General features: G+C 62.9%; 24 protein-coding genes. 14 read left to right on the forward strand and 10 right to left on the reverse strand.

Annotated elements, in window-relative coordinates; translation table 11 throughout:
- Positions 1-190: 190 nt before the first annotated feature.
- Entirely contained in the window at positions 191-655 is a 465-nt protein-coding gene (locus JJE66_RS37165) for a hypothetical protein (protein WP_200520754.1), read from the reverse strand.
- Between the two features lie 179 nt (positions 656-834).
- On the opposite strand from JJE66_RS37165, the gene JJE66_RS37170 reads away from it, so the two are divergent.
- Positions 835-1,191 carry a hypothetical protein gene (locus tag JJE66_RS37170; protein WP_200520755.1) on the forward strand — a complete coding sequence of 119 codons (357 nt, stop codon included), beginning with the start codon at positions 835-837 and terminating at the stop codon, positions 1,189-1,191.
- A gap of 47 nt (positions 1,192-1,238) precedes the next feature.
- Here the strand turns inward: JJE66_RS37170 and JJE66_RS37175 are convergent, their stop codons facing one another.
- Both JJE66_RS37175 and JJE66_RS37180 read right to left on the reverse strand, forming a co-directional pair.
- Positions 1,239-1,802: a hypothetical protein gene (locus JJE66_RS37175; RefSeq protein ID WP_200520756.1), complete on the reverse strand. Its 564-nt coding sequence runs from the start codon at positions 1,800-1,802 to the stop codon at positions 1,239-1,241.
- A gap of 40 nt (positions 1,803-1,842) precedes the next feature.
- Positions 1,843-2,376 carry a GcrA family cell cycle regulator gene (locus JJE66_RS37180; protein ID WP_200520757.1) on the reverse strand — a complete coding sequence of 178 codons (534 nt, stop codon included), beginning with the start codon at positions 2,374-2,376 and terminating at the stop codon, positions 1,843-1,845.
- Between the two features lie 158 nt (positions 2,377-2,534).
- Here JJE66_RS37180 and JJE66_RS37185 point away from each other — a divergent pair, with 158 nt between their 5' ends.
- Together JJE66_RS37185 and JJE66_RS37190 are read left to right on the forward strand one after the other, a co-directional pair.
- The gene (locus JJE66_RS37185) at positions 2,535-3,143 is read left to right on the forward strand and encodes a S24 family peptidase (RefSeq protein ID WP_200520758.1); all 609 of its coding nucleotides are present in this window, start codon (positions 2,535-2,537) and stop codon (positions 3,141-3,143) included.
- Between the two features lie 101 nt (positions 3,144-3,244).
- A complete protein-coding gene (locus JJE66_RS37190; protein ID WP_200520759.1) occupies positions 3,245-3,520 on the forward strand; it encodes a hypothetical protein in 276 nt (91 codons plus the stop codon).
- A gap of 40 nt (positions 3,521-3,560) precedes the next feature.
- On the opposite strand, the gene JJE66_RS37195 is transcribed toward JJE66_RS37190, so the two are convergent.
- Positions 3,561-4,535, reverse strand: coding sequence for a quinone oxidoreductase (locus JJE66_RS37195; RefSeq protein WP_200520792.1), 975 nt, complete (start codon positions 4,533-4,535; stop codon positions 3,561-3,563).
- Between the two features lie 237 nt (positions 4,536-4,772).
- On the opposite strand from JJE66_RS37195, the gene JJE66_RS37200 reads away from it, so the two are divergent.
- The 3 genes from JJE66_RS37200 (at position 4,773) to JJE66_RS37210 (ending at position 7,451) form a co-directional block, all read left to right on the forward strand.
- On the forward strand, positions 4,773-4,973 hold the full coding sequence (locus tag JJE66_RS37200; protein WP_008130254.1) for a hypothetical protein: 201 nt from the start codon (positions 4,773-4,775) through the stop codon (positions 4,971-4,973).
- A gap of 147 nt (positions 4,974-5,120) precedes the next feature.
- Complete coding sequence (locus JJE66_RS37205; RefSeq protein ID WP_200520760.1) at positions 5,121-6,068, forward strand: MoxR family ATPase; 948 nt, start codon at positions 5,121-5,123, stop codon at positions 6,066-6,068.
- A gap of 6 nt (positions 6,069-6,074) precedes the next feature.
- A complete protein-coding gene (locus tag JJE66_RS37210; protein WP_200520761.1) occupies positions 6,075-7,451 on the forward strand; it encodes a VWA domain-containing protein in 1,377 nt (458 codons plus the stop codon).
- Positions 7,452-7,480: 29 nt separating this feature from the next.
- On the opposite strand, the gene JJE66_RS37215 is transcribed toward JJE66_RS37210, so the two are convergent.
- The gene (locus JJE66_RS37215) at positions 7,481-7,666 is read right to left on the reverse strand and encodes a hypothetical protein (protein ID WP_200520762.1); all 186 of its coding nucleotides are present in this window, start codon (positions 7,664-7,666) and stop codon (positions 7,481-7,483) included.
- Between the two features lie 349 nt (positions 7,667-8,015).
- Here JJE66_RS37215 and JJE66_RS37220 point away from each other — a divergent pair, with 349 nt between their 5' ends.
- The 3 genes from JJE66_RS37220 (at position 8,016) to JJE66_RS37230 (ending at position 10,783) form a co-directional block, all read left to right on the forward strand.
- Positions 8,016-8,237, forward strand: a complete 222-nt coding sequence (locus JJE66_RS37220) for a hypothetical protein (RefSeq protein ID WP_200520763.1) — start codon at positions 8,016-8,018, stop codon at positions 8,235-8,237.
- Positions 8,238-8,363: 126 nt separating this feature from the next.
- Positions 8,364-9,377 carry a formamidase gene (locus tag JJE66_RS37225; RefSeq protein ID WP_200520764.1) on the forward strand — a complete coding sequence of 338 codons (1,014 nt, stop codon included), beginning with the start codon at positions 8,364-8,366 and terminating at the stop codon, positions 9,375-9,377.
- An 86-nt stretch (positions 9,378-9,463) separates the two neighbouring features.
- The gene (locus JJE66_RS37230; RefSeq protein ID WP_200520765.1) at positions 9,464-10,783 is read left to right on the forward strand and encodes a dicarboxylate/amino acid:cation symporter; all 1,320 of its coding nucleotides are present in this window, start codon (positions 9,464-9,466) and stop codon (positions 10,781-10,783) included.
- Positions 10,784-10,798: 15 nt separating this feature from the next.
- Here JJE66_RS37230 and JJE66_RS37235 read toward each other — a convergent pair whose 3' ends face one another.
- From JJE66_RS37235 to JJE66_RS37255, 5 genes are all read right to left on the reverse strand, one after another.
- Entirely contained in the window at positions 10,799-11,200 is a 402-nt protein-coding gene (locus JJE66_RS37235) for a hypothetical protein (RefSeq protein ID WP_200520766.1), read from the reverse strand.
- Positions 11,201-11,226: 26 nt separating this feature from the next.
- Positions 11,227-12,786, reverse strand: a complete 1,560-nt coding sequence (locus JJE66_RS37240) for a tetratricopeptide repeat-containing sulfotransferase family protein (protein WP_409362872.1) — start codon at positions 12,784-12,786, stop codon at positions 11,227-11,229.
- Positions 12,787-12,872: 86 nt separating this feature from the next.
- Positions 12,873-14,942, reverse strand: coding sequence for an alkaline phosphatase family protein (locus JJE66_RS37245; protein ID WP_200520768.1), 2,070 nt, complete (start codon positions 14,940-14,942; stop codon positions 12,873-12,875).
- A gap of 260 nt (positions 14,943-15,202) precedes the next feature.
- The gene (locus JJE66_RS37250) at positions 15,203-16,576 is read right to left on the reverse strand and encodes a hypothetical protein (protein ID WP_200520769.1); all 1,374 of its coding nucleotides are present in this window, start codon (positions 16,574-16,576) and stop codon (positions 15,203-15,205) included.
- 89 nt (positions 16,577-16,665) lie between these two features.
- Entirely contained in the window at positions 16,666-17,925 is a 1,260-nt protein-coding gene (locus tag JJE66_RS37255) for an allantoate amidohydrolase (protein WP_200520770.1), read from the reverse strand.
- Between the two features lie 404 nt (positions 17,926-18,329).
- Here JJE66_RS37255 and JJE66_RS37260 point away from each other — a divergent pair, with 404 nt between their 5' ends.
- The 5 genes from JJE66_RS37260 to JJE66_RS37280 are packed head-to-tail and all read left to right on the forward strand — an operon-like array spanning position 18,330 to position 23,703.
- Positions 18,330-19,442, forward strand: coding sequence for a BMP family ABC transporter substrate-binding protein (locus JJE66_RS37260; RefSeq protein WP_200520771.1), 1,113 nt, complete (start codon positions 18,330-18,332; stop codon positions 19,440-19,442).
- Positions 19,439-20,551 carry an ABC transporter permease gene (locus JJE66_RS37265; protein ID WP_200520772.1) on the forward strand — a complete coding sequence of 371 codons (1,113 nt, stop codon included), beginning with the start codon at positions 19,439-19,441 and terminating at the stop codon, positions 20,549-20,551. Before JJE66_RS37260 ends, JJE66_RS37265 begins: the two co-directional genes overlap by 4 nt.
- 1 nt (position 20,552) lies before the next feature.
- On the forward strand, positions 20,553-21,479 hold the full coding sequence (locus tag JJE66_RS37270) for an ABC transporter permease (RefSeq protein WP_200520773.1): 927 nt from the start codon (positions 20,553-20,555) through the stop codon (positions 21,477-21,479).
- An 11-nt stretch (positions 21,480-21,490) separates the two neighbouring features.
- Entirely contained in the window at positions 21,491-22,174 is a 684-nt protein-coding gene (locus tag JJE66_RS37275; RefSeq protein WP_200520774.1) for a cysteine hydrolase family protein, read from the forward strand.
- Entirely contained in the window at positions 22,171-23,703 is a 1,533-nt protein-coding gene (locus JJE66_RS37280) for an ABC transporter ATP-binding protein (RefSeq protein WP_200520775.1), read from the forward strand. Before JJE66_RS37275 ends, JJE66_RS37280 begins: the two co-directional genes overlap by 4 nt.
- Positions 23,704-23,707: the final 4 nt, after the last annotated feature.

Genomic DNA, 23,707 nt, shown 5'->3' on the forward strand with positions numbered 1-23,707 from the left:
AAGCCCGACCGTGAGACTTAGCGATGCTTCGTCGGCATCACGCCACGGCAATTCCGGATAACAGGAATACGCGCCGCCGTCACCCACCTGCGTCAAGAAGCGTCATCAGTGACCATACAGCCCCGATTGCTGTCAATTGGACTTGGGTTACAGCTTGTTTCCGGCATGATCGGAAATTGGCAACCGCGGACTACCGCTTCTTCAGCGTATACACGTAATCGTTGAGTCCGATTTCGGCGGTTGCATCGTCCACGAAATGAACGTCGATCTCGCAGCCGGTCTCCAGCGTCCTGATGCGGGACCCGGCGAAGCCGAGCGAAGCGGCCAACGCTTTCGGATCGGCCTTGCTGTCGGTACGCTGCATCTCCTCGAATGCGCCTTGGAAGAGCATGTCGGGACCATAGTCCGTCACCTTGTATTGCGGCTTCGCGCAGGCAAACGGACGCGGGCCGGTGATCTCCCTGGACCTCAGAACCACTGTCTTTCCCATCAGCCGCGCGCGCTCGGCATCGTCGGGCTTGCGGTGCAGATCGGCCCATGGCGCCACCACGGCCGCCGTCAATGTCCAGCTTCCAACATAGAAGGCATCTGCGGCCACGGCGGGGCCGATCATGCCGAGCGATGCGACGAGACCAATAGTGCTGGTGAATTTCATGCGACGACTCCCCTTGATCGCCTCTCCGCATCACGGTTCACCATTGCCAACATTTCTCGCCGCATGAACCGCCGTTCAAGATCGTGCGACCAAGCGGTTGCGAAACGGCCACGCAGACCACGGGCGCCATGGCTGATGGACTGGTTTGATTCGGGCGCACCTCAGCAAAGGATGATGGCATGCTTTCTCGCTGCGATCTCATCAGGAGCGCCGCGGTTGCGCTTTTCACACTCTCGATCCAAGGCGCATGGGCGCAGGAGACCAAGATGAACCTGTTCAAGATCGTCACCGTCAAGGACGAGATCGTCATCGGATTGTCGCCAGACGAGCTCCAGGCTCTCGGCGGCAATGACGCCAGCGCGGTCGCGCACGCCCTGGCGCAAAAGGGCGATCTCACCGTTTGGCAATACAACGTGCACCGCGGTCAAAATGGCGAACTGCAGCAGGCGCCAACCGCGAAGATCGGGCTCCTGGCCAACGCCTCGCTCCGCGTCGAGCCCTACACCACGCCCTACCAGATCATGCCGCATCCCTGACGAGAGACGGAGGGCGTGCCGGCGGCGAAAGCCGCCGGCCGCCTCGTTCAGCGGCGTCGAGCCGACGCATCCATCGCAAAGCCGTAGATCAGCGCCAGCCGGTCGAGGCATTCGCGAAAGCGCCGCGCGAAATAGTCGTTCCAGCGCTGGGTGCGGACGGCGCGTCGCAGCCCGATCTGGTCCATGGTCAGGCCGAGCACCAGCACGTCATGCACCAGCGCGGCGCCGTCGGTGCCAAGCTCGCGTTCGACCCGGTTCAGCCGCAGCACTGCCTGGCGCTGGCTCTCGGTCACGGGCTCACGGGAGCCGGTGCCGTCGACATATTCGCGGGTCGGATCCACGGCCTGAGGGCCGCGCTCCGCTCTCTCCCAGTCGCTCTGGTAGGCGCGGCCACCCCGATATTGCGCCTCGTCAATCTGGTGGTGGGCGTGCAGCCGGCCGAGCGGGTCGTTGCGAATCGACCGCATGGCCACGATCTTCTCGTCGAGATCGAGCGCCAGGGGATTATCGACCTCGACCTCCGCCAATTCGGCATTGAACGGCAGATCGCGCGATCGCCGGTCGTGAAGTCCGGCCAATTTGTAGGACATGTTGCGTCTGGCACGTGCCACTCGGAGACTCCTTGCAAACTGACATGAGAAGGGACGCTGGTCAGGCCGCGGAGACCAGCCTCAGCACGGCGGCACCGGCGGTACGGCTGGAGGCTGCTCCGGGACCGCGGGTCAGGTGCGCATGCGGCGCGCAATAGCTCGAACCGGGCTGACGCGGGTGGCCGCAGAAGTTGATCTCCTCCCCCTCCCTGTCACCGCCATAGGGATAGCGGCAATCGCCTCGCTCGAGCTCGACCAGCGTGATCAGGCGCGGCCGGACACCGACGCAGCGCAATTTGACCGGATTGGCCGGTTTCAGGGCCGACTGCGGCGGCAGGTTCAGGCCGGGTACCGCGGCACGACGCGGCGAGGGCGGACAGGGCTCGCCCGGCAAGGACGGCACGATTGATGGGCTGGTCAGGCGTTCGGGCGCGGCGAGCCCGAGCCGCTTGGCGCGGCCGATCACCGCATTGCGTGTGTAAGCCGTTCCAAACCTTGCATTAATCTCCCTTCCGATCTCCGCGTAAGACATTCCTTTGAGAAAATAATCGCGAAGCACGTCGGAATGCTCCGACGACCAATGGCCCGGTTCCATGCTGCTGTCCTGTGATGCGCCTCCCATGATCCGGAGACGGGGCACACATTCCGGTATTCCGAAGAGAAAGTCAAGCCGGATTTCTGATATTCATAATTGCATCAATTCCGAATTTCGGATTACAAGAGACAAGACGATGGGCAATCGAAGGAATCACCATGTTGGATGTTGCAATGATCGAGCGGGGCCTGGAAAAGACAGGCAAGAGCAAAGGCGGCCTGGCCGCGGCCATGGGCGTGCGCCCGGGCGCGGTGTCGGAAATCCTTGGCGGCGAACGTCTGGTGAAGGCCTCGGAAATTGTTCCGATCATGGAATATCTCGAGCTCAATCTTGCGCCGATCATGGGCCGGGTCGGCGCCGGCGCCGTGATTGAGCCGGACTATGAACAGGTCCCTCCGGAGGGGCTCGGCGATATCGCACTGCCCTTCCCGATCATGGAAGAGACCGTCGCCTTCGAGATCGTCGGCGATTCGATGCTGCCCAAATACCAGAGCGGCGACGTGATCGTGGTCTACAAGGACCAGCGCCACCCCCTATCGAGCTTCTACGGCGAGGAAGCCGTGGTGCGGCTCAAGACCGGCGAGCGCTATTTGAAGACCATCGAGCGGGGAAAATCTCCCTCCGTCGTCAATCTCACCAGCTTCAACGCCAAGCCGATCGTCGGCGTCAAGCTCGATTGGGTCGGGGAGATCTGCATCTCCATGCCCAAGGGGCAGCTCGAGCGGTTGCGCGCCAAGTCGGCGCGCCCCCGCAAGAAGGGCAAGTAGACGCCGATTTCCGATTTTTGGAAATCGACCTTGACTTAATTCCGTTTTTCGGAAATACTCTGCCGCGCACCCAGCCACTGGGGGCGCGGCAGGATCGTTCCATGCAGTATTTCGTCGTGATGATCGATTATGGGCGGCGCGGTCGCGAGGCCATCGTCGACCCCGAGATCACAAGGCGCGAGGTCATCTCCCGCGTCACCTCCGGCGAATACCAGAACATCTCGTTCATCCATGAAATCGCAGAGGATTCGGTCGAGGACGTGACCGAGGCCATCCTGGCCGAGGCCGCCCTTCCCCAGATCCCGCCCGAAGACGTCGATCTCCAGGCGATCCGTCTCGATCACGCCCGCGACCTGCGCAAGCACGAGCGGACCTGACGCAGGCCTGGATGGCCCGCGTCACAGTCTGGCCGGGTGATCACACCGTGAGAACGGTCGATCCCGTGGTTTTGCGCGCGGCGAGATCGGCATGCGCCTTGGCAGCGTCCTTCAGCGCATAGGTCTGGTTCACCTCGATCTTGACCGCACCAGATTTGACGACGTCGAACAGCTCGCCCGCCATCGCGACCAGGCTCTCGCGCTTGGCGGCGTAGGTGAACAGCGTGGGACGGGTCACGTAGAGTGAGCCCTTCTGCGCGAGCAGGCCCAGATTGAGCGGCTCAACCGCGCCTGAAGACGCGCCGAACAGCGCGGCGACGCCGAGCGGCGCAAGGCAATCCAGCGACTTCAGGAACGTGTCCTTGCCGACGGAATCATAGACCACCGGCACCTTCTTGCCGCCCGTGATCTCGTCGACGCGCTTCACGAAATCCTCGCGCGAATAGACGATGACATGATCGCAGCCATGTGCCTTGGCAAGCTTCGCCTTGTCGTCGGTGCTGACGGTGCCGATCACGGTCGCGCCGAGATGTTTTGCCCACTGGCTCAAAATCAGACCAACGCCGCCGGCCGCGGCATGGAGCAGGATGGTGTCGCCGGCTTTCACCCGATAGGTCTGACGGATCAGGTATTGCGTAGTGAGCCCCTTGAGCATCATCGCGGCCGCGGTCTTGTCGTCGACGCCGTCAGGCAGCTTCAACAGCCGGTCGGCAGGAATCAGCCGCGCCTCGGAATAGGCGCCGAGCGGTGAAGCGCCGTATGCGACGCGATCGCCGGGTTTCAGATCGGTGACGCCTGGCCCAACCTCCTCGACAACGCCCGCGGCCTCGCTGCCGAGTCCACTCGGCAATTGTGCCGGATACACACCCGAGCGGTTGTAGATGTCGACGAAGTTGAGACCGACGGCAGTGTGCCGGATACGCGCCTCACCCTGCCCGGGCTTGCCTACGTTGACCTCCTCCCAAACCAGGACTTCTGGGCCGCCGGTCTTGTGAAAACGAATGGCATGGGTCATGTCATGGGTCATGGGCGTTGCTCCCTTATCGTTGCGTTGATGGTCCGAGAAAGCGGATCGGCCTGCGAAATAAGCCTTTGGTCTGTCCGTTACAGTAGAGAGACGTAACAAGAATGTCACAGCGAACGACAAACCCTCGCCGTTCCGCCTCTGTTCGAAAGAGTTGATGCCCCCTTTGCGGCGACCGGCAGGAGCCTTTCCGCGGGGTTTGGTGGTCGCCTGGGAAGGAGAGCCGAGATGCCTGCATACGTCCAGCATCATCAGGATATCGAAATCGCGCCTGTGATTTGCCCCACCTGCATGGGGTTTCTGCCGATGTATGTGCGCGAGGTCGAACCGCACTGGAGCCTTGCCAAGATCGACTTCGTTTATGAATGCGCGGATTGCGGCGCCGAGGTCAGACAGACCATCCGCAAGGGCGAACTGTTGCGGCACTGACCGCACGATCGACCATCGCTTAAGTATTTGCGCTGAACGGAAAAAGCGGCCGTCAGCGCGGATCAGGCCCGTCCCAAACGAGGCTTGTTCTTTGCCGGGAACGCAGGCAGAACAAGCCTCAAGCAAGACCTTTGGGAGCGCCCTTTCGTGGCTGAACAGAAGGCCTCGACCTCGATCGAGGCAGTGGAGAGCGGCCTCGCCGCGCAGGGCTATATCGCGAGCCGGCAGATCGCGACCGCCGTCTATCTCTCGCAACAGATCGAGAAGCCGATCCTGGTCGAGGGGCCTGCAGGCGTCGGCAAGACCGAGCTTGCCAAGGCGATTGCCGCCTGGAGCGGCAAGAAGATGATCCGCCTGCAATGCTATGAAGGCCTTGATGAGGCCAAGGCGCTCTACGAGTGGAAATACGCCAAGCAGCTTCTCTACACCCAGATCCTCAAGGACAAGCTCGGCGAAGTCCTCGGCGGCGCGCAGACGCTGCACGAAGCGCTTGGCCAGCTCCATGATTTCGGCGACGTGTTTTTCTCCAAGGAATTCGTCGAGCCGCGGCCGCTGCTGCAGGCGCTGGAGCAGCCGGGCGGCTGCGTGCTGCTGATCGACGAGATCGACAAGTCGGACGCGGAGTTCGAATCACTGCTGCTGGAAATCCTGTCCGACTTCCAGGTTACGATCCCCGAACTCGGTACCGTCTCGGCGATCACGCCGCCGACGGTGATCCTCACCTCCAACAGCGAGCGCGATCTCGGCGATGCCCTGAAGCGGCGCTGCCTGCATCTGCATATCGGCTTCCCTGAACAGCGGCTGGAGGAGCGCATCGTGGAGAGCCGCGTGCCCGGCATCTCCCAGACACTGCGCCGGCAGATGGTCGGCTTCATCCACGAGATCCGCTCGCTGGACCTGAAGAAGCTGCCCTCGGTCAGCGAGACCATCGACTGGGCGCGCGTGCTGGTACTCTTGCAGGCGACCGAGCTCGATACCGAGATCGTGAAGGACACGCTCAACGTGCTCCTGAAATACGAAGCCGACATCGAGGCCGCGTCGCCCCAAATCACGACGTTCATTGCCAAGGCAGCACGATCCAACGTCTTCGGTTGACGCCCGATGCGCGAGAACCTCCATCGTTTCTTTCGGGCGGCGCGGGGCGCGGGCGTCCATGTCTCGCCTGCCGAAAGCATCGATGCGATGCGCGCCGTCGCGCAGGTCGGCGTCACCGACCGCGCGATCCTGCGCGACGCGCTGCTGCTGACGCTCGCCAAGTCGCAGGACGAGAAGCTCGCGCTCGGCGACTGCTTTGATCTGTTCTTCAGCCAGCCCGAACCGCGGCAGGATCAGCCTGAGGCCAATAACGACGACACCTCGGAGGACCAGGATCAGTCTGCCTCATCCGACGCAACCAGTGACGCGGGCGAAGGTCAGCCTCCCGAAGAATTGGGACCCCTCGCGCAGATGCTGCTGTCACAGGATCGCAATGCGATCTCAGCCGCCATCGCCAGCGCCTCCGGTGCAGCCTCCCTGTCCGACATCCGCTACTCCACGCAGCGCGGCATCTTCTCCAGCCGCATCCTCGACGCCATGGGCCTTCAGCGCCTGCGCGACGATCTCGACGAACTGACCGCGACCAATCCCGCGTTGGCCGAACGCCTGCGCGCTGCGCTCGATGCCTTGCGCGAAGCGGTGCGCGACACGGTCTCGCAGGGACTTGCGCTCTATGCCCGTGAAGAGGCCGAAAACCTCCGTAACGAAATCCTGCGCAATGCCCCCCTTGCCCGTATCGAGCGGCGCCAGGTCGCGGAGATGCGGGCGCTCATCCGCCAGATCGCGCGCCGCCTGCGCGAGCGCTATTCGAAGCCTCGCAAGCGCCAGCGGCGGGGCCATCTCGACGTTCGCCGCACGCTGCGCCGCAACGCCGCCTGGGGCGGCATCCCGTTTCTCACCGCATGGAAGCGCAAGCACCGCGACCGGCCGAAGATCGTGGCACTGTGCGACGTCTCCGGCTCTGTCGCGCAGGTCTCGGATTTCTTCCTGCTCCTGATCCACTCGCTGCATGAGGTCGTGGACGACGTCCGCTCCTTTGCATTCTCGTCGCACCTGATCGAGGTCAGCGACATCCTGGAAAAGAAGTCGCCGGAAGAAGCGATGGCGGAGATCATGTCCAAGGTTGGCTTCGGATCGTCAGACTACGGTTCTTCGCTGGTCGATTTCGAGAAGGACTTCATGAGAACGCTGACGCCACAGACCACAGTGATCGTGCTCGGTGACGCCCGCAGCAACAATCTCGATCCGCGCGCCGACATCCTGCGCCGCGTCTCGGAACGCTCGAAGCGGCTGGTCTGGCTCAATCCCGAGGGACGCCTCGCCTGGGGCTTTGGCGATTCCGAGATGCCGCGTTACGCGACCTTTTGCACGGTCGTGCGCCAATGCGCCACCGCGCAGCAGCTCGAGCGGGCGGTCTCCGACATCGTGGCGACATACCAGTAGATCGCGGGCGCAATCGCGTCAGGCGGCGTTCAGCTCAGCCTTGACGAACTCGTCCTGGCGACATTGCACTCCCGGAAGTGATAGGCGATTTCGTCGAGCGCACGCTCTTCCCATTCCTGGGCTTGCGCCAGCCAGAACACTCGGCGCTCGGAATCGAGCGCAGCGCGCTCGCGGCATAGAAATTCCTGATTGCGAATTTCGACCAGCCTGTTCATGCACTCACACTCCTGTGTGTGGAGCCATTCCCGAGGATCAGCCTAACAGAATCCGATACCTTACGTCTCACAATTTCTGTGCATATCGCGACACAGAATGGGACAGCAGCGGTTCCCGTGCACTGCGTCCTTCGCGGCGCAACATCAAATGAAAATCATCAATTAGTGATCGGTGATCGGGACGATATTCGCATCCGAGGGATCTTAACTCTTGTGGCGCAACGCGGTGCGGCAATTCGTGAAGAGACGTTCTAAACAGCTCACCGAATTCCCGACTCATTGTCGTCGCATGGTCTTCATGCAGCGCCGCTAACAGGGGCGCGCGGACAGAACTATCGCTTGAGGCAATATGAGCAACGACGTCGACTTCGATCTCTCGCCGGACCAGTGGGAAGCGCTGCGTGCGCTTCGCAACCCGGTGTCGAACGGTCGCCTCTCGAAGGCTTATCTCCTCGAAGGTCTTATCGAGCTCGGCCTTGTCGTTGTGAACGACGGTACGCCTGCGATGACGCCGGCCGGGCGCAAGGTGCTGGTGCGCGGATCCTGCCGGCTTCTCGACGTCGCGGCGTGATGCTGCCGCGTGATTGCGCGATCGCCTGAAAAATAATCTTTTGCTGTCTCCCGAAATCGGATTTGTTTTCCAACGACGAACTCGCGCGCAGCGAGGACGGCAGGGAAGCCGACGAGGGAGCTGGTCATGAACGGGCTAGGTGGACTGAACAAATCTCCTAATGGCGTGGTCATCGGGCTCGTGCAGTTGCAGCTACCGAACGTCGTCACCAGGGCTGATCTCGCGAAGCAGACCGAGCGCATCGTCTGGATGGTCGGCAAGGCCCGCCGCAATCTCTCCACCATGGATCTGGTGGTCTTCCCCGAATATTCGCTGCACGGCCTCTCGATGGACACCAATCCCGAGATCATGTGCCGGCTCGACGGGCCGGAGGTCGCGGCGTTCAAGCAGGCTTGCATCGACAACAAGATCTGGGGCTGCTTCTCCATCATGGAGTTCAATCCGCACGGCAACCCCTATAATTCCGGCCTGATCGTCGACGATCACGGCGAGATCAAGCTCTATTACCGCAAGCTTCATCCCTGGATTCCAGTCGAGCCGTGGGAGCCGGGCGACATCGGCATTCCCGTGATCGAAGGGCCGAACGGCGCGAAGATCGCGCTGATCATCTGTCATGACGGCATGTTCCCCGAGATGGCGCGGGAATGCGCCTACAAGGGCGCCGAGATCATGATCCGCACCGCCGGCTACACCGCGCCGATCCGCGAGTCCTGGCGCTTCACCAATCAGGCCAATTCGTTCCAGAACCTGATGGTCACGGCGAACGTCTGCATGTGCGGCACCGACGGTTCATTCGATTCCATGGGCGAAGGCATGATCGTCAATTTCGACGGTACGGTGCTGGCGCACGGCACGACCGGCCGCGCCGACGAGATCATCACGGCCGAAGTCCGGCCGGACCTCGTGCGCGAGGCCCGCATCAACTGGGGCGTCGAGAACAACATCTACCAGCTCTGGCACCGCGGCTATGTCGCGGTGAAGGGCGGTGCGATGGACTGCCCCTACACGTTCATGCAGGACATGGTCGCCGGCACCTATCGGCTGCCGTGGGAGGACCAGGTCAAGGTCACCGATGGCACCTCCTGCGGCTTCCCCGCGCCGAACCGGACGTTCGGCAAGACGGCGAAGGCGGCAGAATAGACCGTTTCCAGCGAAAAAACGCGACATTCTGGCACGGTAGTTGCTCCTTTTGACAATCTGGACGTCGTCAAAACGGGGGAGTTTCTATGTCAACCATTGCCGCGGCCCCGGCCGCCGAGCGTAAGCCGCTCTACACCTCGCTGTTCGTTCAGGTCCTCGCGGCCCTGATCCTCGGCATCATCCTCGGCGTGGTAATCCCGGATTTTGCCATCAGCCTCAAGATCCTCAGCGACGCCTTCCTGAAGCTGATCTCGATGATCGTGGCGCCGATCGTGTTCTGCGTCGTCGTCCACGGCATTGCCGGCGCGGGCGACCTCAAGAAGGTCGGCCGGGTCGGCGTCAAGGCGCTGCTCTATTTCGAGGTCATGACCACCGTCGCGCTTGTCGTCGGCCTGATCCTCGCCTACCTCGCAGGTCCCGGCCATGGCATGAACATTGATACCTCGACGCTCGACGCCAAGGCGCTCAACACCTATGCCGACAACGCGCATAAGCTCCAAGGCGCCGGCATCGGCTCCTTCCTGCTCAACGTCATCCCGACCACCTCGTTCGACGCGCTGTCCCGCAACGACGTGCTCCAGGTGCTGTTCTTCGCCATTCTGTTTGGCGTCGGCCTGGCACTGGTCGGCGGCGAGAAGGGCAAACTCGTCACCTCGATCATCGACGCGGCCTCGGCCGTGCTGTTCCGCGTCATGGGACTTATCGTTCGGGTTGCTCCGCTTGGCGTGCTCGGCGCCGTCGCCTACACGGTCGGCAAATATGGCGTCGGCTCGCTGAAGCAGCTGGTCTCTCTGGTGATGCTGTTCTACGTCTCCGTCGGCATCTTCGTGCTCGGCGTACTCGGCAGCGTGATGGCGCTCGCCGGAATCAACATCCTCAAATTCCTCTCTTACCTGCGCGAAGAGCTGATGATCGTGCTGGCGACCGCGTCCTCGGACGCGGTGCTGCCGCAGATCATGAAGAAACTCGAGCGGATGGGGGTGAAGGATTCCGTCGTCGGACTTGTGATCCCGACCGGCTATTCCTTCAACCTCGACGCGTTCTCAATTTACCTCACGCTTGCCGTCGTCTTCATCGCGCAGGCGACCAACACACCACTCTCGTTCGGCGATCTCCTGCTCGTGCTCGGCGTCTCCCTGATCACGTCGAAAGGCGCGCACGGCGTGCCTGGCTCGGCGATCGTGATCCTGGCTGCGACGCTCAACGCCGTGCCAAGCATTCCTGCGATCGGCCTCGTGCTGGTGCTCTCGATAGACTGGTTTGTCGGCATGGCCCGTGCCGTCGGCAACCTCATCGGCAATTGCGTCGCAACGGTGGTGGTCGCCGCTTGGGAGGGCGATCTCGATCGCGCCAAGGCAGCTCAGGTGCTCGATGGCGGCGAGTTGGTGGACGTGACGGCGGGCTGATACGCCATCATTGCCCTAGCGCAGGTGCCCGTGCTCAAAATGCCTGCGCTCCACGGCCGTTAGCGGAGGCCTAGCCGCATTTGCCGGCGTCACCGCAGCGACCACGGCGACGCTGGGCTGCTGCGGCGCCAGCACCAGCACGTCGAGGCCGTCAGCGGTGACCTGCATCGCATAATCATGGCCGCTCAGGAGCCGAGCCACCACGCGCCGCAATGGCCCGTCGAAGATTCCCGTCGTCTGCGTCTGGAGCGCATCGACGGTGCGGTAATGCAGGTTGAATCGCTTTTGCAGAGCCGCCAACACATCGTGGAGCGAGGCGTCGTGGACTTCGAGATGCACGGCCTCCGGCCCACCATCGACCTTCACCTCGGCCGACGCAGCTCGACCAAACGCCAGGAGGATAACCGATGTGGTCACGAGAAACCGTGATGATCGGAGCATCGTCATACCAGCTCTGCCTCCTGAATCTCGCGTGCCAAGCGCGCGCGAAGCGGCGCTAACCGCTCGGCTTGATGACGCCACTTGCCGACCGAGGACGCGTAGATCGGGCGGCGCACCTGAACGGCGCTGGCAGTCGCCGATGGCGCCGGGCTTTCGTGAAAGCGCATCACTCCATCTTCCCAGGGAAGGCCGAGAAAGCCGATGATATCTCGGCTCGCCGCCGCCTGATCCCGCACAATGTCCTCGTAGTTGATTTCCATGAGTACATCCGGCGGCAGCACGCTGCGCCAGTGCCGCGACAGACGGCGATACGCCAGATAATAATCCGCAAGTTCGGTCTGGTGATAGGAGAACGAGAATTTGCCGCGGAAGTGCGCCTTGTAGATCGCCCAGCACGAATCCATCGGATGCCTCTGCACGAGGATGATCTTTGCGGACGGTAGCGCCGCGTGAATAAGACCGCAATAGAGGTAGTTCTCCAGCGTCTTGTCGATGAAACGCACATCGACCGGCACGCGCAGCGCCGCGGCCGAATCCAGATAGCGTCTGCCGATGCCCTCGGGGTCGCGTCCGCCTGGACGCTCCGCCATGGCGCGGCGCATCTCGGCTGCGAAAGCGCCGGTCTCGCCTACGGAATCCATCGCGGAGTGGCTCGCGATGATTCGCTCCACCAGCGTGGTGCCGGTGCGCGGCAGGCCGGTGACGAAAACAGGCGCAGCGTCGGCGTAGCCGCGCGGCGCCGCTTCGATCCAGCGTCGCGTGTGCGTCTGGATGATGGCATCGATCTCGCCAATTTCGGCGGCGGGACTGCGAGCAAGCGATCGGCGCTGCAAGTTGCAGCCAGCCTCGACATGATCGAATGCGCGTCCCCAGAGTTCGATGTCCTCGCATTCCTTGCCGAGCGCGAAGCGCAGCATGATTTCGCTCGGGCCAGACAAATCTCCCTGACCGATCAGCGCTTCCATCTCGTCGATATGATTGCGATCGGGGCTCTGGATACGCAGATCCGACCGCAAATAGTGCGCAAGGCCGTAATGGCGGTCGCTGGCGATGGCCGCATCGCAATGGGCTTCGGCATCACCGAGCGCGCCGATCATCCGCTCGGTAGCGGCCAGGTTGAAGAGATATTGCGGCACGTCCGGTCGTCCGAGAACAGCGCGACGAAAGAGTTCTCTCGCCCGTTGCTGTAGTCCGAGCAGACCGAACATCGCACCGACCGCATCGAGCGCATCCGGCGCATCGTCGAGATGCTGTGCCGCGACGTCGGTCGCCGCACAGGCCTGGCGTGTCTCACCCATCATGAACAGGCACTTCGCGCGCAACACCAGCGCTATCGGATTCGTCGGCGCGAGCGCGACGGCGCGGTCGGCGCTGACGGCCGCTGCGTCCGGCCGACCCCGCAGCAGCGCGGTTTCTGTCAGCAACGCCCAAGCGCGCCAGTCGGAAGGATTCTGTCCAAGAACAGTTGCGCAAATCTGCTCGGCAGCACCCAAATTGCCTCCGGCAAACGCATCACGCGCCGCATCGATCGAAGCGGCACTCCCCGAGCGCGCTACATTCACGCAAATTGCTCTCTGCTACGAGTGATGAAATCGACCCGGTGGCCGGTCAGCCTCCGGGTCGATCGGTCGGAGATCACCAGTTGCGGTCAGTCATCGTCGCGGTCGTCGTCGCGACGATCGGCGAAGTTGAAATTGCCGAAGAGATCGCCGATCGCCGGCCGGTTGACGGGAACGTAGGGATTGTCGTCCGAGGCTACAGGGTTGGGCAACGTGTCGCGCGTCTTGGGCCCAAGCGGCTTCAGATGCCAATTGCGCTCGATGAACTTGGTGATCGAGACGTGATCGCCATATTCATGCGACATGTGTCCGCCGCGCGAGTATTTCGACACCACCAGCAGCGGAATCCGCGTGCCGTCGCCGAAGAAGTCGACCGGCTGGATATAGCCTGAATCGTAGTAGCCGCCGCCCTCGTCCATGGTGATGACGATGGCCGTCGACTTCCACAGCTCCTTGTTGGACTTCACCTGATCGACGATCTTCTTGGTGAAAGCCTCGAACAGGTCGACGCGGGATGACGACGGATGACCATCGTTGAAGGTGCTCGGCTTGACGAAGGACACGGAAGGAAGATCGCCCTTGGCGATCGCGTCGTAGAGATCGAGCGTATCCTTCATATGGGCATTGCGCTGCGCTGTATTGGTCATGACCGAGGCGGAGAACAGGAACGGGTTGCAGATGTTGCAGTAGAGATAGGCGACGGGGTCCAGCGCGCCGAAATTGGTGCCTTCACCGGGCGCGGTCTTGAAGTCATTCCAGCGCTCGCCAAAATAAGCCCAGGAGACATCGGCCTGGGTCAGCGCATCTCCGATATGCCGCTGCTTGATGACAGGTGGCAGCGTGAACGGTCCGTTGTTGATCGGATCGGTGGCACCGCTGCCGATATAGGCCGGAACGTAGTTGTTCAGGAGATAGTAGGCGTTCGGCGCACAACGCGGCGGCACATGGATGGCGTTGAGATAGGTGACGACCGGACCAACGCCTGGCTGGCCCGGATCAGCGCAGTTCGAATAGCTGCCGCCGCCATAGCCGTCGTTGAGATACCAGTTGTTCGTGCCAGGCGCGGGGTTCGGATTCTCGACCTCGTTGACATATTGCGGCGGGTTGGAACCGGGGACGAGCACGTGGTCAGGCTTCGCGGGATCACCCTTGTCGTCGGCATAATAGAGCGCGTCGGCGTAGCCGATCATCATGTGATTGGCGAAAGTGCCGCCCATCACGCTCTGGTGGAAATTGTCGTTGAGCGTGTACTTGCGCGCAAGCTCGGTCAGATAGGGCGCGTCGCCCTTGGCGACATTGTAGAAGCCGAGCGCGATCGCACCTTCCTTGAGGGCGTGCGGCGTCGGGTCGCCGTTGCTCCCCGAGGAAACGCTCGATTCCACAAAGGTGAAGAGATCGGACTGGCAGCCGCTCGGATTGTGATGCGTGGCCTTGGCGACGTCGCAGTCAAGCTGTTGCCACATCTGGTAGAACCGGTGTACCGGGCTGCCGCCATAGGTCTTGTAGAGGCTGGTTGGGGTTTCGCCGGCCTGCGCCAGGGTCACCAGCGGGTAGGCTCCGTTCGGCAGATTGTCGAAATCCAGGATACGCGAGTCCGGCGAATTGCCGGGCAGCCCCGTCGCACCAGTCGTCAGCAGCGGCAGATCCTGCTGGCTGAGGCCGTAATCCGCTTGTGCGGCGACTTGCAGCGTGGCGAGGCACCCGGGCCCATTGAGCGCGGCCTGATCGACCGACGTGTAGCAGGATTGCGGCGCGTAGGAGGTTCCCGGCGCCTGCACCTTGTTGGTCGTGTTGTTGTAGGGGGCCTTCTGGCTCGGGTTGATGGAGTAGGTGTTGTTGACCACGGCGGAGAATTGCGCCGACTTGGCGTAATTCGGTCCGGGCAAGCCATCCTTGGTGACGATGCCCCTGGAGAGCAGGTTGTCGACGCGCTCGCCCGGACGCGCCGGCTCATAGGTGGCGAAGACGTGATCGAAAGTACGGTTTTCGCCGAGGATAACAATCACATGCTTGATCGGCGACTCGGTGCGATCACCGTTCCTGTTACTTCCCCCGAGCGAATTGGCGTCCGCCGCATAAACGTCACATCCCATCAGCGACAGAATCGCTGCGGTCACCACGGTACGATCGCGCAGACGTCGTGTCATTGTCGCAAGCATTGCGCACCCCTCTGTTCGTTTCTGAAGGCTGAAAAAATGTTTCAGTGTACTTCAAGCTAGGGGCCATACTTGTCAGACGTGCTGCGCGAGAATGTCACTTGCATTACGCGATTGTGACAGCGTGCAGAGACATGTTGTCGCAACTCGCGGCGCTTATGGATTGCTGTCAATGGCTTGTTGGCGATTTTGCCCGAAGGTTCCATCGTAAGACGCGGCCGGAGCGCGCGCAGGGAGACCCGCGCGCTTGCGCTGAGCCGCCTTCAGTCATTCCACTTCAGGAGCGGCGTTCCGTACGCCCTCCGCCAGACCGACAGGAAGCGCGGAAACCAGGAATGGGCGACCGCGCCCTTATAGGCCCAGGTGCGGTATTTCAGCCCCTGCTCCGAGATCAGCTCCTGATATCCGCCGTGGACCTCGGTCGCGGTGCGAATGTCTTTCAATATCCCTTGCGCCCAGGCGCGGTAGGTATCGCTCCCCGAGAACTCGTCAAAGTCCAGCATGCGGTCCGCAAACTCGACGTTGAACGTCGGCCAGGACGAGCGCCCCTGATAGGCGGGCGCCGCGATCTTGTGGATCATCTTGTTCCGCGGATTATCCGCAGAGACGAGGAAGTGAAATGTGCTGGGGATGCGGAAGCGCGGCTCGGCGATGATCAGATCCGTCGTGGCCGCAAACAGCGCGCGCTCATTCGCATCGTTCAGGTCCCAAAAGCCGCGGTGCACACTGACGAAATCGAGCGCAACCGAGGACACCGGCGGGCCCGCCGGGCTATCCAGCGAATGCCTGATAAAGCCGTCCTTGCCGAACAGGCGGAGCAGATCCCGCTTGTACTGCACGAGGTCGCGTCCGAGCAGCCGCTTCAGCTCGTTCTCACCGACCACCCCGAGCTCCACACCCCATACAAAGGTCGTGTAGACGCAAGCGTTTGTAACGAAACGCCGACGCTCGGCGCGGGTGTCCGTTGCCGCAGAGCGGGGCCTGCTGGCGTCGCAGAGCAAAGATCTGGTGCCGTCAGCGTCGAACGGCTCCAACTCGCTCGCAAGCTTCAGGATCGCGCGCTTCAAATCGACGCCGTATTCGGCCAGCAACAAGCGGCCGGCATGCGCGCATTGCGACATTGCCAGATAGGACGACGCCCGCTCCTCGGCAGAGAGCATCTGCTGGAGACCGGCCAGAATGCCGAGCAGCGTATCGGAAGGCCGCGAGAAATAGTTCACGCCGAGATACCGGCCGCGCCCCGCCGGCACGATGGTCGTCGTGACGACGTCGGCCCGAACGGCCTCGAGCATCAGGCGAACGCTCTTTTCGAGGAGCCGCGCCCGGCGCACCGCGTCCTGCGCATCCATGATGGTTTCGGGGTCGAGGACGTCGGGATAGAACCAGGCGAAGTCGCGCGGGTAATAGGCGGAGGCGTGCGGAGCGCCTGTGACGAGGAAGGCCTCGGTCACCGAAAAGGCGCTGTCCATCGAGTGCCGGTAAATGTCCTCGATGGCCGACAACGAATGATGCGACTGTCTCAGGAACCGATCACCGAGAAAGTTGACCGCTTGAAGAGCATTGGCGACAAAGGTTGCAGCCAAGCCCTGGTAAAATCGGTTCTCTCGATGCCTTGGAAAGGAAATATCGCTGTTCATCGGTGCAAGTCGGCTGATCTCTCGTGATGGCGGTCACCATTTTACACATGTCTGATTCGTGTCTCTACCCGGTGACTTGCGGGGTGGGCTTACCCCTCACGCGGCTTGAAATTCTCGATCACCCGCAGCAAAACGCGCGCACCGGCGTCGGCGTCCGCCAATTCGACATGCTCGTCCGGGTGATGGCTGATGCCACCGCGGCAGCGGACAAAGATCATGCCGACATCGGCGATGTCGATCATTGCCATGCCATCGTGCCCTGCTCCGCTCGGCAGCTCGAAGGCGAAAAAACCTTCAGCGGCGATTGCCTGTGCGATCTGATCCTTCAGCCAGGGCGCGCAGGGCGCGGTGCGGTTCTCGTGGGTAACGTCGAGCTGAAGCGTCAATTGCCGGCGCTTTGCGATCGCCTCGATCTGCCTGACGACATCGGCCACCGCCCGTTTGCGATGCATATCGGTCGGCGCGCGCATGTCGATGGTGAACGACACCTCGCCCGGAATGACGTTGGTCGCGCCTGGCCGCGCCTGGATGTAGCCGACGGTGCCGACCAGCCCGCCCTCGTCGGTGCGGCAAAACTGCTCGATCGCGCCGATGCACTCAGCCGCACCGAAGAGCGCGTCACGGCGCAGGGCCATCGGCACCGTACCGGCGTGGCCAGCCATGCCGGTGAGCCGTGCTGCCAGCCTTGTCGCGCCGGCGATCGCGGTGACGACGCCGACGGGCAGGTTCCGCGCTTCCAGCACCGGTCCCTGCTCGATGTGCAATTCGAGATAGGCCAGCAGCTCGCCGCGGGCCCGCGCGGCGGCGCCGATATGATCGGGATCGAGACCAAACGTGACGAGCGCATCGCGCATCGAGACGCCGTCGCGATCACGCGTGTTCAAAACGCTCTCGTCGAACGTGCCGGCGACCGCACGGCTGCCGAACAAGGTCGAGGCAAAGCGAACGCCCTCCTCGTCGGCAAAGCCGACCACCTCGATCGCAAACGGCAGACGCTTGCCGCGGCGACTGAGATCGGCGACGCAGGAGATCGCCGTGATCACGCCCAGCGGCCCGTCCCATTTGCCGGCGTCGCGCACGGTGTCGTAATGCGAGCCGAGCATCACGCAGGGCGCCTCCGGCCGCTCGCCCTCGTAGCGGCCGCAGACATTGCCCACCGCATCGAGATGCGCGCTCATGCCCGCCTCACGCATCCAGCCGAGGATGAGGTTCGAGGCCGTGCGCAGCTCCTTGCTGAGGTAGATACGGGTCAGCTTGCCGGTCTCTTCCGAAATCGTACCCAGCTCGTTGATGCGATGAACGATCTCCCTGCCGAGCGATGCATCTTGAACGGCCGTAGCAGCACCCATCTCGGTCTAGCTTTCCATCCTGGAGACCGCGCCGCGGTCGTAACGACAATCGATACAAGTTCAGTGCCAGCTAAAATCATTCAGCCGGCGTCGTCCGAACCAGCGCGTGGTTAGCATGAATGTGAGTAGCCGGCAGAGCCGTCCAATCGTCGCTGCGCACACGTGAGGCCCGGTTAAAACTGCTTAACTCCATTGCATACAATCAAAAAATAGTGCCTATAATTTAATCTGCCGCTTTCCTCATCAAGTTTCAGATCTTGGATATATATATATATTTCAAATACTTATGTCGAAATGTCCGCCCCATAGCCTCTGGCACGAAGCTTGCGACATCTTATCCCGGGCTCCGCCAGACCGGCGCAGCCGCGAGATTGAGGCGGTCCAGCCGCCAAGGGGAGCAAGCAATGGATTTTGGCAGGATTTCACGACGGCATTTGTTGCAGGGCGGGGCCGCCCTCACCCTCGGCGCGGCGGCCGGCGCCCGCCCGGCCTTCGCAGCCGACACCACCATCGGCTTCATCTATGTCGGCTCGCGCGACGACTACGGATACAATCAGGCGCACGCACAGGGCGCGGCGGCGCTGAAGAAGATTCCCGGCCTCAAGGTCGTCGAGGAAGAGAAGGTGCCGGAAACCGACGCAGTCGAGAAGACCATGGAATCCATGATCAATCTCGACGGCGCCACCCTGCTGTTCCCGACCTCGTTCGGCTACTACAATCCGCACGTGATCAAGATGGCCAACAAGTTTCCGAAGCTGCGCTTCGAGCATTGCGGCGGCCTCTGGAGCGACAAGGACCCGAAGAACGCCGGCAGCTATTTCGGCTACATTGACGAAGCCCAGTACATCTCCGGCATCATCGCAGGCTACACCTCGAAGAGCGGCAAGCTCGGCTTCGTCGCGGCTAAGCCGATCCCGCAGGTGCTGCGCAACATCAACGCCTTCGCGCTTGGCGCCAAGCTCGCCAATCCGAAGGCCACGACCCAGGTGATCTTCACTGGTGACTGGTCGATGCCGGTCAAGGAAGCCGAAGCCACCAACAGCCTGATCGACCAGGGCGTGGACGTGCTGACCTGTCACGTCGACGGTCCGAAGACCATGGTCGAGAACGCCGCCCGCCGCGGCGCCATGGTGTGCGGCTACCACGTCAACCAGTCGCCGCTCGCGCCGAAGGCGTATCTCACCGGCGCGGAGTGGAACTGGGAAGCGCTGTACCCGAAGTTCGTCAAGATGATCGCCGCCGGCGAGACCATCCCGAACTTCTATCGCGGCGGCCTCAAGGAAGAGATCGTCAAGACTTCGCCCTATGGCGAGGCGGTCGGCGCGGAAGCGCGAAAGCATGCTGACGACATCAAGGCCAAGTTCTTGTCCGCCAACGGCTACGCCATCTTCAAGGGCGGGCTCGTCGACAACAAGGGCAAGACGGTGATCGCGGCTGGCACCGATCGCGGCCAGAAGGATCCTGAGCTCGAGAAGATGGACTATCTCGTCGAAGGCGTGATCGGAGCGACTTCGTGACATCGGAAGCAGCGGATTCTGCCGAGGCGGTCGGGACAATTGCCCCGGCCGCCGACCCCGGCTTTCTCCGACGCCACGGCGGCACGATTGGGTATGTCCTGATCCCGGGCGCGGCGCTTGCCGGCGCGCTCGTGGTCTTCGGCATCTTCGTCATGCTGTTCGGCAAGAACCCGCTGGACCTCTATTTCTACATGTACTACGGCGCGTTCGGCACCTGGTTCTCCTGGCAGAACACACTGACGCGCGCGGCGCCGCTCATCCTCACCGCACTTTGCACGGCGCTGCCCGCACAGCTCGGCATGGTCATCATCGGCGGTGAAGGCGCGCTGCTGATCGGCGCGCTGTCGGCGACGAGCGCCGCACTGCTACTTCAGGGCATGCCGCCGCTCATTGTGCAGATCGCCATGGTCATCGCCGGGGTGACCGGCGGTGGCTTATGGATCATGCTCGCGGGCGCATTGCGGCAGTATCGCGGCGTCAATGAAACAATATCCAGCCTCCTGCTGGTCTACATTGCGCTCGCGATCCTCAATCATCTCGTCGAAGGCATGATGCGGGATCCCGCGAGCCTCAACAAGCCGTCAACCCGCGAGATCGGCGCCGCCAACATGATCGGCTCCATCCCCGGCACCGACGTACATTGGGGCCTCGTCTTCGGCCTGATCGCCGCAATCGCAGCCTACGTCCTGATCTATCATACCGTGTTCGGCTTCGCCGCGCGGGTGGCGGGCGGCAACATTCGCGCCGCCAAGATCGTCGGCCTCGATGTCAGCAAGCTGATCCTGACCATCTGCTTCCTCGCCGGCGGCGCCGCCGGCCTCGCCGGCATGGTCGAGGTTGCCGCCGTACAGGGCCGCACCAATGCCAATCTCGCTGCCGGCTACGGCTTCACCGGCATTCTCGTCGCCTTCCTGGCGCGGCAAAATCCGCTCGCGATTATCCCCGTCGCGATCCTGCTTGGCGGCATCAGCGCCAGCGGCGGCCTGCTGCAACGCCGCCTGGGCCTGCCCGACGCCTCCGTGCTGGTGCTCCAGGGCATCATCTTCGTCTTCGTGCTCGCCAGCGATGCGCTCTACGGCCGCATCGGATTCCTGAAGGGAAAATCCTGAGATGGCGGACGGATCGATCGGACTCTGGACCGTTCCCCTCGCCGTACTCGGCGGCGCCATTCGCGTCTCCACGCCGTTCCTGTTCGTGAGCCTGGGCGAATGCATCACCGAGCGTTCGGGCCGTATCAATCTCGGCCTTGAAGGTACGCTGGTGATGGGCGCGATGAGCGCCTATGGCATCTCCTACCTCACGGGATCGCCGTGGCTCGGCGTGCTTGCCGCTGGCATCACCGGTGCGCTTCTCGGCGCACTGCACGCCGGCATATGCTCGCTGCCGCGCGTCAACGACGTCGCGGTCGGCATCGCGTTGATGCTGTTCGGCACTGGTCTCGCCTTCTATCTCGGCAAGCCGCTGATCGAGCCGACCGCGCCGCGGTTGCCCGCGATCGATTTCGGCTGGTGGAGCGACATCCCGCAGGTTCGCGCGGCGCTCCGCGTCAACGTTCTCTTCCTGATCGGTGTCGCGCTCGCGCCAATCCTCTATTGGGCCTTCCGCGCCACGCGCTGGGGCTTGCTCATCCGCACCGCCGGCGAGAGCTCTGACGCCGCGCGCGCGATGGGCCACTCCGTGCTCTTGATCCGCCTGCGCGCGACCATGGTCGGCGGCTTTCTTGCCGGCATCGGCGGCTCCTTCCTGTCATTATTCTATCCCGGCAGCTGGAACGAAGGCCTGTCGTCGGGCCAGGGCATTACTGCCGTGGCGCTCGTGATCTTTGCGCGCTGGGATCCCCTGCTCTGTCTGTGGGCCTCGCTCGCCTTCGGCGGCGCAGCAGCGCTGGGACCGGCGCTGCAATCGGTCGGCGTCACCTCCGGCTATCACCTCTTCAACGCCGCGCCCTACATCCTGACGCTGGCGATCATGATCATCACCTGCTCGCCGAAACGCACGCTGACCGGAGCCCCGGCCGAATTGTCGATCACCCGCTAGAGAGCGAAACCATGCCCGAGCGCTACCTCAAGTCCGAGCCCTATGCCTGGCCTTACAATGGCGATCTCCGCCCCGAGAACACCGCGCTCATCATCATCGACATGCAGACCGATTTCTGCGGCGTCGGCGGCTATGTCGACAAGATGGGCTACGATCTCTCCCTGACGCGGGCGCCGATCGAACCGATCAAGAAGCTGCTCGCGGCCATGCGGAGCCAGGGCTTCCACATCATACACACCCGTGAAGGCCATCGCCCGGATCTCTCGGATCTGCCCGCCAACAAGCGTTGGCGCTCGCGCCAGATCGGCGCCGGCATCGGCGATCCCGGACCCTGCGGCCGCATTCTGGTGCGCGGCGAGCCCGGTTGGGACATCATCGAGGAGCTGGCGCCACGGCCAGACGAGCCTGTCATCGACAAGCCCGGTAAGGGCTCGTTCTGCGCCACTGATCTCGAACTGATCCTGCGCGTGCGCGGCATCGAGAACATCGTGCTGACCGGCATCACCACTGATGTCTGCGTCCACACCACCATGCGGGAGGCCAACGACCGCGGCTTCGAATGTATCCTGCTGCACGATTGCTGCGGCGCGACCGACAGGAGCAATCACGAGCACGCACTGAAGATGATCAAGATGCAAGGCGGCGTGTTCGGCGCGGTCTCGACATCGGACGCCTTCATCGGAGCGATTTCGTGATCATCGGCGAAACGCCTCCGCCCTCGGGCGCCTTCGGCGTCAACGCCATCGCCATGACCATGCGTTTCGGCGACTTCCTGGCGCTGGACAATGTCGAGCTGAAGGTGCGGCCGGGCTCGTTCCATGCACTGCTCGGCGAGAACGGCGCCGGCAAATCGACCCTCGTCAAGTGCATCATGGGCTATTACCACGCGACCGAAGGCGACATCATCGTCGGCGACCATGAGCAGACGATCGCCAATCCGAAGGATGCGCACGCGCTCGGCCTTGGCATGGTCTACCAGAACTTTACGCTAGTGCCGGCCATGACGGTTGCCGAAAACCTCGTGCTGGCGCGCGACGATGTGCCGGCCGTGGTGAACTGGCCGAAGGAGATGAAGGAGCTCGAGGCGTGCCTGGCCCGCATGCCCTTCAAGGTGCCGCTCTCCGCAAAGGTCTCCGACATCTCCGCTGGCGAGCGGCAGAAATGCGAGATCCTCAAGCAGCTCTATCTCAAGCGCCGCTTCCTCATCCTGGACGAGCCGACTTCGGTGCTGACGCCGGCGGAGGCCGACGAGGTGCTCGGCATGCTCCGCGGCATGGTGGTCAAGGGCGAGCTGACCATTCTGATGATCACGCACAAATTCCGCGAGGTCATGGCTTTCGCTGACGAGGTCACCATCCTGCGCCGCGGCAAGCTCGCAGGTGCCGGCAAGGTCGCCGAGCTCACGCCGGACGCGATGGCCCGCACCATGATCGGCGCTGAGGAGCTGACGGTGCAGCCGCCCCGCACTGGCGAAGCCGGACAGGCGCGGTTGGAGATCGAGAAAGTGCGCGCACTGGACGATGCCGGTGCGATCGCCGTTCACGACGTCTCGCTGACCGTGCGTGCCGGCGAGATCGTCGGCATCGCCGGCGTCTCCGGCAACGGCCAGCGCCAACTCGTCGAGGTGCTGGCAGGCCAGCGCGAGGCGGAGGGCGGTGAAATCCGCGTCGCCGGCGATCCCTATCACGCCAGCCGTGAGGAGATGCGCCGGCACAAAATGTCGCTCCTCCCCGAGGAGCCACTGAAGAATGCCTGCGTCGGCGGCATGAGCGTGGCCGACAACATCGCCTTCCGCGAGTTCGACCGCGCGCCCTTTGCCAGCGGCGGCTGGTGGCTCAATCGCGGGGCCTTCCGCGACGACGCCAGGAAGAAGATCGGCCAGTACAAGATCAAGACCCGCACGCCGGATACGCCGATCTCGGCGCTGTCCGGCGGCAACGTCCAGCGCGCCGTTCTCGCCCGCGAGCTCGGCGGCCACGTCGAGGTGCTGATCGCGGCCAATCCCTGCTTCGGCCTCGACTTCGCGGCCGTGGCGCAGATCCACGCCGAGATCATGGCCGCGCGCAATCGCGGCGCCGCGGTGCTGCTGGTCAGCGAGGATCTCGACGAACTGCTCGAACTATCGGATCGGCTGCTGGTGATGTTCCACGGCGAATTCGTGTATGAAGCTCGTACCAGCGAAGCCGATCTCACCGAGGTCGGCCGACACATGGCGGGGCACTGACCGC

This window comes from Bradyrhizobium diazoefficiens, from assembly GCF_016612535.1.
GTDB lineage: Bacteria > Pseudomonadota > Alphaproteobacteria > Rhizobiales > Xanthobacteraceae > Bradyrhizobium > Bradyrhizobium diazoefficiens_C.

Coding starts and splice junctions, on each gene's coding strand:
- JJE66_RS37165 (WP_200520754.1), bottom strand. CDS start 655: ATGAAATTCACCAGCACTATTGGTCTCGTCGCATCGCTCGGCATGATC.
- JJE66_RS37170 (WP_200520755.1), top strand. CDS start 835: ATGCTTTCTCGCTGCGATCTCATCAGGAGCGCCGCGGTTGCGCTTTTC.
- JJE66_RS37180 (WP_200520757.1), bottom strand. CDS start 2,376: ATGGAACCGGGCCATTGGTCGTCGGAGCATTCCGACGTGCTTCGCGAT.
- JJE66_RS37185 (WP_200520758.1), top strand. CDS start 2,535: ATGTTGGATGTTGCAATGATCGAGCGGGGCCTGGAAAAGACAGGCAAG.
- JJE66_RS37190 (WP_200520759.1), top strand. CDS start 3,245: ATGCAGTATTTCGTCGTGATGATCGATTATGGGCGGCGCGGTCGCGAG.
- JJE66_RS37195 (WP_200520792.1), bottom strand. CDS start 4,535: ATGACCCATGCCATTCGTTTTCACAAGACCGGCGGCCCAGAAGTCCTG.
- JJE66_RS37200 (WP_008130254.1), top strand. CDS start 4,773: ATGCCTGCATACGTCCAGCATCATCAGGATATCGAAATCGCGCCTGTG.
- JJE66_RS37210 (WP_200520761.1), top strand. CDS start 6,075: ATGCGCGAGAACCTCCATCGTTTCTTTCGGGCGGCGCGGGGCGCGGGC.
- JJE66_RS37215 (WP_200520762.1), bottom strand. CDS start 7,666: ATGAACAGGCTGGTCGAAATTCGCAATCAGGAATTTCTATGCCGCGAG.
- JJE66_RS37220 (WP_200520763.1), top strand. CDS start 8,016: ATGAGCAACGACGTCGACTTCGATCTCTCGCCGGACCAGTGGGAAGCG.
- JJE66_RS37225 (WP_200520764.1), top strand. CDS start 8,364: ATGAACGGGCTAGGTGGACTGAACAAATCTCCTAATGGCGTGGTCATC.
- JJE66_RS37230 (WP_200520765.1), top strand. CDS start 9,464: ATGTCAACCATTGCCGCGGCCCCGGCCGCCGAGCGTAAGCCGCTCTAC.
- JJE66_RS37245 (WP_200520768.1), bottom strand. CDS start 14,942: ATGCTTGCGACAATGACACGACGTCTGCGCGATCGTACCGTGGTGACC.
- JJE66_RS37250 (WP_200520769.1), bottom strand. CDS start 16,576: ATGAACAGCGATATTTCCTTTCCAAGGCATCGAGAGAACCGATTTTAC.
- JJE66_RS37255 (WP_200520770.1), bottom strand. CDS start 17,925: ATGGGTGCTGCTACGGCCGTTCAAGATGCATCGCTCGGCAGGGAGATC.
- JJE66_RS37260 (WP_200520771.1), top strand. CDS start 18,330: ATGGATTTTGGCAGGATTTCACGACGGCATTTGTTGCAGGGCGGGGCC.
- JJE66_RS37270 (WP_200520773.1), top strand. CDS start 20,553: ATGGCGGACGGATCGATCGGACTCTGGACCGTTCCCCTCGCCGTACTC.
- JJE66_RS37275 (WP_200520774.1), top strand. CDS start 21,491: ATGCCCGAGCGCTACCTCAAGTCCGAGCCCTATGCCTGGCCTTACAAT.